We start from the raw sequence: 11,813 nt of genomic DNA on the forward strand, positions 1-11,813 counted from the left end.
AATCGACATTCCCTGGATGCCCGGGTCAAGCCCGGGCATGACAGAAAAGGGGGTTGGGAAGGGGGAGCAAAGGGGGGTTGGGAAGGGGGAGCGGTCGCTCTCCCGGCGACCTTTGCCGCTCTCTTCGCGACATCGGATGTTGATATAAAGATATCTTTATGTCATTACGTACGGCCCGACCCGGAACCACCGGCCGTTCGCCATGACCACACGCGTCGATACCATGGACATCCCCCTGGAGCCGGTCGACGGCACCGAGGTTCTGGCCGCGCTGACCGCGGCGGCGCGCGAGCGCGTGCTGATCCTGGACGGCGCCATGGGCACCCAGATCCAGGGGCTTGGCTTTGGCGAGGAGCATTTCCGCGGCACCCATTTCGCCGGCTGCGACTGCCACCTGCAGGGCAACAACGACCTGCTGATCCTGACCCAGCCGGACGCGATCGAGGCGATCCATTTCGGCTATGCGATCGCCGGCGCGGACATCCTCGAGACCAACACCTTCTCGTCCACCTCGATCGCCCAGGCCGATTACGGCATGGAGGCGGTGGTCTACGACCTGAACCGCGAGGGCGCACGGCTGGCCCGCCGGGCCGCGGCGAAGGCGCGGGCGATGGACGGCCGCCGCCGCTTCGTCGCCGGCGCGCTGGGGCCGACCAACCGCACCGCCTCGATCTCGCCGGACGTCAACAACCCGGGCTACCGCGCGGTCACCTTCGACCAGCTGCGCGACGCCTATGCCGAGCAGGTGCGCGGGCTGGTCGACGGCGGCGCCGAGATCATCCTGATCGAGACCATCTTCGACACGCTGAACGCCAAGGCGGCGATCTTCGGCACCGAGCTGGTCTTCGCCGAGAAGGGCGTGCGGCTGCCGGTCATGATCTCCGGCACCATCACCGACCTGTCGGGCCGCACCCTGTCGGGCCAGACGCCGACCGCCTTCTGGCATTCGGTGCGGCACGCCCGGCCTTTCACCATCGGCCTGAACTGCGCGCTGGGCGCCAACGCCATGCGCGCGCATCTGGCCGAGATCGCCGAGGCCGCCGACACCTTCGTCTGCGCCTATCCCAATGCCGGGCTGCCGAACGAGTTCGGCCAGTACGACGAATCGCCCGAGGCGATGGCCGCCCAGATCCGCGGCTTCGCCGAGGAAGGGCTGGTCAACATCGTCGGCGGCTGCTGCGGCTCCACCCCCGACCATATCCGCGCCATCGCCGACGCCGTGGCGGACCTGCCGCCGCGCCAGGTGCCGACGGTCGCGCCGCTGATGCGGCTGTCGGGCCTCGAGCCGTTCACGCTGACCACCGACATCCCCTTCGTCAATGTCGGCGAGCGCACCAACGTCACCGGCTCGGCCCGCTTCCGCAAGCTGATCACCGCCGGCGACTACGCCGCGGCGCTGGAGGTGGCGCGCGACCAGGTGGCCAACGGCGCCCAGATCATCGACATCAACATGGATGAGGGCCTGATCGATTCCGAGCGGGCCATGGTCGAGTTCCTGAACCTGATCGCGGCCGAGCCCGACATCGCCCGCGTGCCGGTGATGATCGACAGCTCGAAATTCTCGATCATCGAGGCCGGGCTGAAATGCGTCCAGGGCAAGCCCCTGGTCAATTCGATCTCGATGAAGGAGGGCGAGGAGGCCTTCCTGCATCACGCCCGGCTGGTGCGATCCTACGGCGCCGCGGTCGTGGTCATGGCCTTCGACGAGGCCGGCCAGGCCGACACGCTGGAGCGCAAGGTCGCGATCTGCACCCGCGCCTACAAGCTTTTGACCGAAGAGGCCGGCTTCCCGCCCGAGGACATCGTCTTCGACCCGAACGTCTTCGCGGTCGCGACCGGGATCGAGGAGCACAACGGCTACGGCGTCGCCTTCATCGAGGCGACCCGACAGATCCGGCAGACCCTGCCGCACGCCCATATCTCCGGCGGCGTCTCCAACCTGTCCTTCTCGTTCCGCGGCAACGAGCCGGTGCGCGAGGCGATGCACGCGGTGTTCCTGTACCACGCCATCCAGGCCGGCATGGACATGGGCATCGTCAATGCCGGGCAGCTCGCCGTCTATGAATCGATCGAGCCGGAGCTGCGCGAGGCCTGCGAGGACGTGGTCCTCAACCGCCGCGACGACGCCACCGAGCGGCTGCTGGCCCTGGCCGAACGGTTCAAGGGCGCCGCCGGGCGCGAGGCCAAGGAACGCGACCTGACCTGGCGCGAGCGGCCGGTCGGCAAGCGGCTGGAGCATGCGCTGGTCAACGGCATCACCGAGTTCATCGACGCCGATGTCGAGGAGGCGCGGCTGGAGGCCGAGCGGCCGCTGCACGTCATCGAAGGGCCGCTGATGGCCGGCATGAACGTGGTCGGCGACCTGTTCGGCGCCGGCAAGATGTTCCTGCCCCAGGTGGTGAAGTCGGCCCGCGTGATGAAGCAGGCGGTGGCTCATCTGCTGCCCTACATGGAGGCCGAGAAGGCGGCCAATGGCGGCAGCGGCGAGCGGCGGAGCGCCGGCAAGATCCTGATGGCGACGGTCAAGGGCGACGTGCACGACATCGGCAAGAACATCGTCGGCGTCGTCCTGGCCTGCAACAACTACGAGATCATCGATCTCGGCGTCATGGTGCCGGCGACCAAGATCCTGGAGACGGCGAAGGCCGAGAAGGTCGACATCATCGGCCTGTCCGGGCTGATCACCCCGTCGCTGGACGAGATGGTGCATGTGGCGGCGGAGATGGAGCGCGACGGCTTCGACATCCCGCTGCTGATCGGCGGCGCCACCACCAGCCGGGTGCACACCGCGGTGAAGATCCATCCGCGCTACGCCCGCGGCCAGACCGTCTATGTCAACGACGCCAGCCGCGCCGTCGGCGTGGTCTCGAGCCTGCTGTCGCCGGAGGCGAAGCGCGGCTATGTCGAGGGCGTGCGCGAGGAGTACCGCAAGGTCGCCGACAGCCACGCCCGGGCCGAGGCGGAGAAGCAGCGCCTGCCGCTGGCTGCCGCCCGCGCCACGCCCTTTGCGATCGACTGGGCCGGCTACCAGCCGCCGAAGCCGTCCTTCCTGGGCACCCGCGTGTTCGAGGATTGGGATCTGGCGGAGCTGGCGCGCTACATCGACTGGACGCCGTTCTTCCAGACCTGGGAGCTGAAGGGCCGCTACCCCGCGATCCTGCAGGACGAGAAGCAGGGCGAGGCTGCCCGGCAGCTGTTCCAGGACGCCCAGGCGATGCTGGCCCGCATCGTCGAGGAGCGCTGGTTCAAGCCGAAGGCGGTGATCGGCTTCTGGCCGGCCGGCACGGTCGGCGACGACATCCGCCTGTTCACCGACGAGGCACGGCGGCAGGAGCTGGCGACCTTCTTCACCCTGCGGCAGCAGCTGTCGAAGCGCGACGGCCGGCCGCGGGTGGCGCTGTCCGACTTCGTCGCGCCCGCCGACAGCGGCAAAGGCGACTATGTCGGCGGCTTCGTCGTCACCGCCGGGATCGAGGAGGAGGCGATCGCCAACCGCTTCGCCCGGGCCAATGACGACTATTCCTCGATCCTGGTGAAGGCCCTGGCCGACCGCTTCGCCGAAGCCTTCGCCGAGGCCATGCACCAGCGCGTGCGCCGCGAGTTCTGGGGCTATGCCCCGGACGAGGCCTTCGCGCCTGACGAGCTGATCGGCGAGCCCTATCGCGGCATCCGGCCCGCCCCCGGCTATCCGGCCCAGCCGGACCACACCGAGAAGGTCACCCTGTTCCGGCTGCTCGACGCCGAGCGCCGGATCGGCGTGCGCCTGACCGAGAGCTACGCCATGTGGCCGGGCTCATCGGTCTCGGGCCTCTACCTGGCGCATCCGGACTCGTATTATTTCGGCGTCGCCAAGGTCGAGCGCGACCAGGTCGAGGACTATGCCCGCCGCAAGGGCATGCCGATCGCCGAGGTCGAGCGCTGGCTGGGGCCGATCCTCAACTACGCCCCGGTGGCCGAGGCGGCGGAGTAGGGATCGGCCGCCGTCACACCAACGATCGACGCGCTCAGTCTCGTGCGGCCGCCTTGCCGCGCCCCTGGCGCCACAGGTCGCGGGCCCGCGTCACGATGCTCGCGAACAGACGCGGCGGCAGGAACCCATAGGCGATCCGATGCCGCGTCCCCGGGATGGGGCGCAGATCATATCCCGGCCAGACGAAGTCGTTGACCTCATCGACGACGACCCATGAGCGGCCCGCATCGAGGCCGAGATGCTGCTTCACCCGCTGGGGCAGTTCAATGGCGACGTCGGGATCGGCCGGCGGGCTGTGCGTCACGGGAACGACCCGCACCAGCGTTCCGCCGTCATCCTGCTGGTCGATCGCAAGCACGATCACGCACGGCCGGGACTTGAGACCTTCCTCGCGGCCCGCGCGATGCTCATGATACCAGAGATAAGAATAGGAGATGACCAAGCCGGGCTGCGGATCGGGGAGCGCCATACCTCAGCGGTCACTCGTCCTCGAGCAGCGCATCGAGAGGATCGTGCTCCGGTCCCATCCGGCTCGCGGAGACAGCTTCGATTTCCGCCTCGGTCAGGTCGGTGATGGCGCGCGGCCGGCGGGCGAGGGCCTTGAGGCGCTGCATCTCCTCATATTCGATCGCGGAAATGAAATACCCCGTCGGCCGGCCGTGGCTGGTGACGGCCACAGGCTCACGCTGCGCAACCTCACGGTAAAGACCGAAATTGCGGGTGAACTCCGTGGCTGGAACTTCGCGCATAGCATCCTCGGTGTATTTTGAGGAAAATACGCAAAATCCGCAATTTCAGCAAGAGGCACGTCCAAGGCTGCAGGGCGACGACAAGCAGTGAACCGAAAACGTCCCTGACCGTTTTCGCGGCGCCGGCTTTGCCGGTCTGTCCCGCGCCGCGATCAGTCACCAGGATCTGCCGCCTGATACTCCGCCAAGCGCTGCAGCAGGGCGCCGGCGGCGATCAGCCGGGCCCGCTCCTCCGCACTCAGACAACCGGCGACGGCCTCGGCCAGCCAGGCCTCGCGGCGGCTGCGGTTTTCCAGCACCGCCTGGGTGCCGGCGTCGGTGAGGACCACATGCAGCCGGCGCCGGTCGCCGGCATCGGCCTCGCGCCGGACCAGCCCGTCCTTCTCCAGCCCGCGCAGCAGCGCCGCGACATTGGACGAGCGCAGCCCCTCGGCCGTGGCGAGCTCGGTCGGGCTCGCCGTGCCGCCCAGGCGCAGCAGCGCGGCCAGCAGCATCAGCTGCGACAGCGGGATGTCCCCGCTGTCGGATTCGCGCCGCAGCCGCCGCAGCAGCGCCATCAGCTGCAGCCGGAAGGCGCCGAGCTGCTCGCGCTCGCTCGGAGAGATCTGGTCTGGGTCGATCATTTTGCTATTCTGTTATAGCTAAAACGCCATAGCCATTCGCGACGGCTGGTTCCAGGATCATGCCATGGACGGCGGCCCCAAGGGTGCCCGCCGCGAAAATGCGAGGTCTGCCCCGTGTCCCTGCCCGACGGCCTTCCTCTGCCCCGCCGCAGATGGGCCTTCGCCACCGTGGTGCTCGGCATCATGCTCGCCGTGCTCGACGGTTCCGTCGCCAATGTGGCGCTGCCGACGATCGCGGCCGAGTTCCAGGCCAGCCCGTCGATGTCGATCTGGATCGTCAACGCCTACCAGCTGGCGGTGGTGGTCTCGCTGCTGCCGCTGGCGGGCTTGGGCGAGATCGTCGGCTACCGCCGGATCTATCTCGGCGGCCTGGCCCTGTTCACAATCGCCTCGCTGGCCTGCGCCCTGTCGGATTCGCTGCTGGCGCTGACCCTGTCGCGCGTCGCCCAGGGCTTCGGCGCCGCCGGGATCATGAGCGTCAACACCGCCCTGATCCGCTACATCTTCCCGCGCGCCCGGCTGGGCTATGTGCTGGGCGTCAACGCCATGATCGCCGCCGGCGCCTCGACCATCGGCCCCAGCTTCGCCGGCGCCCTGCTGTCGATCGCCTCCTGGCCGTGGCTGTTCGCCATCAACCTGCCGCTCGGCGTTGCCGCCCTCATCATCGGCAGCCGCAACCTGCCGGAGAGCGACCTGGCCGACCGCCGCTTCGACCTGCTGAGCGCGCTCTTGTCCGCCGCCACCTTCGGCCTCCTGATCACCAGCATCGACAGCATCGCCCACGGGCTGGACTGGGGGCTGATCGCGCTGCAGTTCGGCGCCGGGCTCACTGCCGCGGTCTGGCTGGTGCGGCGGCAGCTGGCCCAGCCGACGCCGCTGCTGCCGCTGGACCTGCTGCGCATCCCGGTGGTCGGGCTGTCGGTCGCCACCTCGATCAGCTCCTTCGCGGCGCAGATGGCGGCTTTCGTGACGCTGCCCTTCCTGCTGCAGACCGGTTCCGGCTTCTCCCCGGCCCAGGTCGGCCTCCTGATGATCCCCTGGCCGCTGGCGGTGGCGGTCACCGCACCCATCGCCGGCCGCCTGGCCGACCGGCACCCGCCCGGCCTCCTGGGCGGCATCGGCCTCGCCCTCATGGCCATCGGGCTGGTGCTGATGGCGACCCTGCCGGCGGATCCCTCCCCCTTCGGCATCGTCTGGCGCATGGCGCTGTGCGGCGCCGGCTTCGGGCTGTTCCAGTCGCCCAACAACCGGGTGATGATCGGGTCGGCCCCGCGCAGCCGCAGCGGCGCCGCCAGCGGCATGCTGGGCACCGCCCGCCTCTTGGGCCAGGCCACCGGCGCGGCGCTGGTGGCGCTGCTGTTCGCCCATTTTCCCGACCATGGCAGCCAGGCGGCGCTGCTGACCGCGGCCGGGCTGGCGACCGCCGCCACGGTGGTCAGCTGCCTGCGCCTGGCCGCCCCGGCCTATGCCGCCGACGACCCGGCGCCCGGCCCGGAAGGGGCGCAGTCGACGCGATAGAGCCGATTGACAAGAACGGCGCCCGCTATTTCGCTGTTGCTGGCGCCCCAACAGCGATACCCGACTACCTTTAGGGCCTATCACTGGGCATGCTACAATATCTTGCTACTCGGTGACTGATGGAGAGCGAGATGGCAGTTCCTGACTCTGTGAAGCTGCGAGGCCCCAGTCGCTTGGCGCTGCAAGTGATGCTCAACCTGTATCACGGGTTTTTGCCTTCGGCCCACCTCTCGCACCGGCCATATCGCGCTATCGCCAGTCGAACTCAGAAAGAATTGATAGGCCGGGGCTTTTGCATGGGTGATGGAGAAGGCCTCGTCCTGACCGAGCTGGGGCGAAAGATTGTGGAAGACGTACTGTTCCGCTCATCAGCGCCGAGTGGAAAGGTCCGCAATGGCATCCCGTTGTTGCCGGTCGTCCACAATGACACACCGGTCACGCCGGAGCTGATAAAGCGATTGCAGAACGATCTATCGGTATAAGCCCTCTCTTATAGACCCGACGCGCGGGAGCGTTGCGTCAGCCGCCCTTGCGCCGCGGGCGGGAATGGCGTTCTTTCTGGATCGGACGTTTCCGACGGGCGCCGCGGTTCCTTTCTGATCGCCGCCGGCATCCGGACCGACCGAAAGTGACCCGAGCAGCACGGACCCGACCCATGCCAGCCTATCGTTCCCGCACCACCACCCACGGCCGCAACATGGCCGGAGCTCGCGGGCTCTGGCGCGCGACCGGCATGACGGATGCGGATTTCGGCAAGCCGATCATCGCCGTCGTCAACTCCTTCACCCAGTTCGTGCCCGGCCATGTCCACCTCAAGGACCTCGGCCAGCTGGTGGCGCGGGAGATCGAGGCCGCCGGCGGGGTCGCCAAGGAGTTCAACACCATCGCCGTCGACGACGGCATCGCCATGGGCCATGACGGCATGCTGTACAGCCTGCCGTCGCGCGAGATCATCGCCGACAGCGTCGAGTACATGGTCAACGCGCATTGCGCCGACGCCATGGTCTGCATCTCGAACTGCGACAAGATCACGCCCGGCATGCTGATGGCGGCGATGCGGCTGAACATCCCGGTGGTGTTCGTGTCCGGCGGGCCGATGGAAGCCGGCAAGGTCAAGCTGCAGGGCGAGACCAAGGCGCTGGACCTGGTCGACGCCATGGTGGCGGCGGCCGACAGCCGGATCAGCGACGAGGACGTGAAGGTGATCGAGCGGTCGGCCTGCCCGACCTGCGGCTCCTGCTCCGGCATGTTCACCGCCAATTCGATGAACTGCCTGACCGAGGCGCTGGGCCTGGCGCTGCCGGGCAACGGCTCGACCCTCGCCACCCATGCCGACCGCAAGCGCCTGTTCGTCGAGGCCGGGCACCTGATCGTCGACTTGGCGAAGCGCCATTACGAGCAGGACGACGACAGCGTCCTGCCGCGCAATATCGCCACCTTCGCCGCCTTCGAGAACGCCATGACCCTCGACATCGCCATGGGCGGGTCGACCAACACCGTGCTGCACCTGCTGGCGGCGGCGCAGGAGGGCGGGGTCGACTTCACCATGGCCGACATCGACCGGCTGTCGCGCCGCGTGCCGGTGCTGTGCAAGGTCGCACCGGCGGTGGCGAACGTGCATATGGAGGACGTCCACCGCGCCGGCGGCATCATGGCCATCCTGGGCGAGCTGGACCGCGCCGGCCTGCTGCACCGCGACACCCGCGTGGTCCATGCCGAGAGCCTGTCGGCGGCGCTGGACCAGTGGGACATCAAGCGAACCGACAGCGAGTCCGTGCACCGCTTCTACGCCGCGGCGCCGGGCGGCGTCCCGACCCAGGTCGCCTTCAGCCAGGATGCGCGCTACCCCAGCGTCGATGCCGACCGCAAGCGCGGCACCATCCGCGACCTGGAGCACGCCTTCAGCCCCGATGGCGGCCTGGCGGTGCTGTACGGCAACATCGCCGAGGACGGTTGCGTGGTGAAGACCGCGGGCGTCGATGCCAGCATCCTGACCTTCTCCGGCCCGGCCCGGATCTTCGAGAGCCAGGACGCGGCGGTCGAGGGCATCCTGGGCGACACCATCAAGCCCGGCGACGTGGTGCTGATCCGCTACGAGGGCCCGAAGGGCGGCCCCGGCATGCAGGAGATGCTGTATCCGACCAGCTACCTGAAGTCGAAGAGCCTGGGCAAGGTCTGCGCCCTGGTCACCGACGGCCGCTTCTCCGGCGGCTCCTCCGGCCTGTCGATCGGCCATGTCTCGCCCGAGGCGGCGGAGGGCGGCGCCATCGCCCTGGTCGAGGAGGGCGACACCATCGAGATCGACATCCCGGCCCGGAAGATCCATCTCGCAGTGTCCGACGAAGTGCTGGCGCACCGCCGGGCGGCGATGAACGCCCGCGCCGACGGCGGCTGGCAGCCTTCCGCGCCGCGTGCGCGAAAGGTCTCGATGGCGCTGCAGGCCTACGCGGCATTGACCACCAGCGCCGCCCGCGGCGCCGTGCGCGACGTCGGCCAGCTGAAGCCGCGCAAGTCGTAAGGTTGCGGCGGGCGAGTTTCCCCGCCCGCGGCCTTTACCTGACCGCCGATCCGTCCTACATCCCCGGTTCGCATCGCAGGCCGCCGCGCGGCCCGCGATCCCGTGACCGAACGGAATTCGAGAGGAGCGCACCGATGCGCGCCGAGACCGAAGCCAAGGCCCAAGAGATCAAGCAGTCGCTCGCGCTGCTGAGGAGGTCTCTTTGACTGGGACAACGCACTCAGACGACTGGACGAGCTGAACACCCTCGCCGAGGACCCGAAGCTCTGGGACAGCCCGGAGAAGGCGCAGACCCTGCTGCGCGAGCGAACCCATCTGGATGACGCCATCGGCGGCTACAAGGCGCTGGCCGGCGAGTTCGACGACACCGTCGGGCTGATCGAGCTGGCCGAGGCCGAGGGCGACGCCGAGGTGCTGGCCGACGCCGAGGCCCAGCTGGGCCAGCTGGCCGAGCGGGTGGCGAAGAAGCAGCTGGAGAGCCTGCTGGCCGGCGAGGCCGACGGCAACGACGCCTATCTCGAGGTCAATGCCGGCGCCGGCGGCACCGAGGCCCAGGATTGGGGCCAGATGCTGCTGCGCATGTATGTGCGCTGGGCCGAGCAGCACGGCTTCAAGGTCGAGTGGCTGGAAGAGAGCCCGGGCGAAGAGGCCGGGATCAAATCGGCCACGGTGCTGATCAAGGGCCACAACGCCTATGGCTGGCTGAAGACCGAATCGGGCGTGCACCGCCTGGTGCGGATCAGCCCGTTCGACAGCGCGGCCCGGCGGCACACCAGCTTCTCCTCGGTCGCGGTGGCGCCGGTGATCGATGATACGATCGAGATCACGATCCTGGACAAGGATCTGAAGGTCGACACCTACCGGGCCTCCGGCGCCGGCGGCCAGCACGTCAACAAGACGGATTCGGCGATCCGCATCACCCACATCCCGACCGGCGTCGTCGTCGCCTGCCAGAACGACCGGTCGCAGCACCGCAACCGGGCCATGGCCATGGACATGCTGCGCGCCCGCCTCTACGAGCGCGAGCTGAAGCTGCGCGAGGCCCAGGCCGACGCGCTGAACGCCGAGAAGACCGACATCGGCTGGGGCCACCAGATCCGCAGCTACGTGCTGCAGCCCTACCAGATGGTGAAGGACCTGCGCACCGGCGTGGAGACCAGCGCCTCCTCGGCGGTGCTGGACGGCGACATCGACCAGTTCCTGGAAGCCTCGCTGGCGGCGAAGCTGAAGGGACAGGGCGAGGACCTGCAGACGGCCTGAGTCTCGGGCGGCGCCGATGGCGCCGTCCGTGCGGCCGTGGCACAAGACCGGATTGGGACGAACAGGCCAGACTTGATGACCGACAGCATTCCGATCCTCGACGGCATCGCCGCGATCCGCGACCGCTATGACGCCTTCATCGTCGACCTGTGGGGCGTGGTGCATGACGGGGTCACGCCCTATCCCGGCGTGATCGACTGCCTGCAGCGGCTGCGCGCCGACGGCAAGCAGGTGTGCCTGCTGTCGAACGCGCCGCGGCGGGTCGGGTCGGTGACGCAGCGCCTGGCCCAGATCGGCGTGCCGGAGGAGTGCTGGGACGCCATCCTGTCCTCGGGCGAGGCGGCGCATCTGGCGCTGGCGGCGCGCGACGACGACTTCCATCAGGCGCTGGGAGAGCGCTTCCTGCATCTCGGCCCCGACCGCGACGCCGACGTCTATGAGGGGCTCGACGACGTCGTCCGGGTCGACGACGTGGCCGATGCCGAGTTCGTGCTGAACACCGGCATCGACGATCCGGAGGAGCGGGTCGAGGACCACGCCCCGCTGCTGGAGGCCGCGGCGGCACGAAACCTGCCAATGATCTGCGCCAACCCGGACATCGTCGTCATCGTCGGCGGCCGCATGCAGATCTGCGCCGGCGCCCTGGCCCAGCACTACGAGTCACTGGGCGGCCAGGTGTTCTACCACGGCAAGCCGCACCCGCCGGTCTACCGCCGCTGCTTCGAGCTGCTGGGCCGGCCCGACCCGGCCAGGGTGCTGGCGGTCGGCGACAGCTTCCACACCGACATGGCCGGCGCGACGGCGGCCGGGATCGACGGGCTGTTCGTGATCGGCGGCATCCACGGCGCCGAGCTGCGCGACGCCGCATCCGGCCGGCCGGATGCGCGCAAGCTCGCCGCCGCCGCCGAGCGGCACCGGCTGCGGCCGGTGGCGGCAGTCGAACGGCTGACCTGGGACGGCCTCGCGTAGGTCGGGTTCGCGGCACGCGAACCAGCACCCGCCAGAACTGCGCGTCCCCGAACAGCTCGGCATAGTTCCCGAACCCCCGGAAGGCGGTCGGCTCCCCACCGCTGACCTGCGCCTGCGTGTACTCCAGGAACGAGATGAGCCCGAGCTGGTAGACGGGGTAGACGAGCAACCCGCCGAGGACGACGAGAGCAGGGGCGAGGTAGATC

9 protein-coding genes are annotated in these 11,813 nt (G+C 68.9%); 6 read left to right on the forward strand and 3 right to left on the reverse strand.

Annotated features, from left to right (window positions below):
- The first annotated feature begins 202 nt into the window (after positions 1-202).
- The gene (gene metH, locus ACFW16_RS29980) at positions 203-3,970 is read left to right on the forward strand and encodes a methionine synthase (RefSeq protein ID WP_380312137.1); all 3,768 of its coding nucleotides are present in this window, start codon (positions 203-205) and stop codon (positions 3,968-3,970) included.
- Between the two features lie 34 nt (positions 3,971-4,004).
- Here the strand turns inward: metH and ACFW16_RS29985 are convergent, their stop codons facing one another.
- From ACFW16_RS29985 to ACFW16_RS29995, 3 genes are all read right to left on the reverse strand, one after another.
- Positions 4,005-4,412, reverse strand: a complete 408-nt coding sequence (locus ACFW16_RS29985) for a hypothetical protein (protein WP_380312139.1) — start codon at positions 4,410-4,412, stop codon at positions 4,005-4,007.
- A 37-nt stretch (positions 4,413-4,449) separates the two neighbouring features.
- Positions 4,450-4,719 (reverse strand): type II toxin-antitoxin system prevent-host-death family antitoxin, encoded by a 270-nt coding sequence (locus ACFW16_RS29990; RefSeq protein WP_380312141.1) that lies wholly within the window; start codon positions 4,717-4,719, stop codon positions 4,450-4,452.
- 152 nt (positions 4,720-4,871) lie between these two features.
- Positions 4,872-5,342: a MarR family winged helix-turn-helix transcriptional regulator gene (locus ACFW16_RS29995; RefSeq protein ID WP_380312143.1), complete on the reverse strand. Its 471-nt coding sequence runs from the start codon at positions 5,340-5,342 to the stop codon at positions 4,872-4,874.
- Positions 5,343-5,456: 114 nt separating this feature from the next.
- Between ACFW16_RS29995 and ACFW16_RS30000 the strand changes: the two genes are divergently transcribed.
- The 5 genes from ACFW16_RS30000 to ACFW16_RS30020 all read left to right on the forward strand — a co-directional run bounded on the left by ACFW16_RS30000 (position 5,457) and on the right by ACFW16_RS30020 (position 11,607).
- On the forward strand, positions 5,457-6,860 hold the full coding sequence (locus tag ACFW16_RS30000) for an MFS transporter (protein WP_380312145.1): 1,404 nt from the start codon (positions 5,457-5,459) through the stop codon (positions 6,858-6,860).
- A gap of 131 nt (positions 6,861-6,991) precedes the next feature.
- Entirely contained in the window at positions 6,992-7,342 is a 351-nt protein-coding gene (locus ACFW16_RS30005) for a hypothetical protein (RefSeq protein ID WP_380312147.1), read from the forward strand.
- A 173-nt stretch (positions 7,343-7,515) separates the two neighbouring features.
- Positions 7,516-9,378: a dihydroxy-acid dehydratase gene (gene ilvD, locus ACFW16_RS30010; protein ID WP_380312149.1), complete on the forward strand. Its 1,863-nt coding sequence runs from the start codon at positions 7,516-7,518 to the stop codon at positions 9,376-9,378.
- A gap of 134 nt (positions 9,379-9,512) precedes the next feature.
- Positions 9,513-10,638, forward strand: a protein-coding gene (gene prfB / locus ACFW16_RS30015; RefSeq protein WP_380312151.1) for a peptide chain release factor 2 whose coding sequence is annotated in 2 segments (ribosomal slippage) — positions 9,513-9,581 and positions 9,583-10,638 — 1,125 coding nt in all. Because the reading frame shifts where the segments join, the coding sequence is not laid out codon by codon here.
- A 75-nt stretch (positions 10,639-10,713) separates the two neighbouring features.
- Positions 10,714-11,607, forward strand: a complete 894-nt coding sequence (locus ACFW16_RS30020; protein WP_380312154.1) for a TIGR01459 family HAD-type hydrolase — start codon at positions 10,714-10,716, stop codon at positions 11,605-11,607.
- Positions 11,608-11,813: the final 206 nt, after the last annotated feature.

This window comes from Inquilinus sp. NPDC058860 (assembly GCF_042743185.1).
GTDB lineage: Bacteria > Pseudomonadota > Alphaproteobacteria > DSM-16000 > Inquilinaceae > Inquilinus.

Coding starts and splice junctions, on each gene's coding strand:
- ACFW16_RS30020 (WP_380312154.1), top strand. CDS start 10,714: ATGACCGACAGCATTCCGATCCTCGACGGCATCGCCGCGATCCGCGAC.
- ACFW16_RS30005 (WP_380312147.1), top strand. CDS start 6,992: ATGGCAGTTCCTGACTCTGTGAAGCTGCGAGGCCCCAGTCGCTTGGCG.
- ACFW16_RS29995 (WP_380312143.1), bottom strand. CDS start 5,342: ATGATCGACCCAGACCAGATCTCTCCGAGCGAGCGCGAGCAGCTCGGC.
- ilvD (WP_380312149.1), top strand. CDS start 7,516: ATGCCAGCCTATCGTTCCCGCACCACCACCCACGGCCGCAACATGGCC.
- ACFW16_RS29990 (WP_380312141.1), bottom strand. CDS start 4,719: ATGCGCGAAGTTCCAGCCACGGAGTTCACCCGCAATTTCGGTCTTTAC.
- metH (WP_380312137.1), top strand. CDS start 203: ATGACCACACGCGTCGATACCATGGACATCCCCCTGGAGCCGGTCGAC.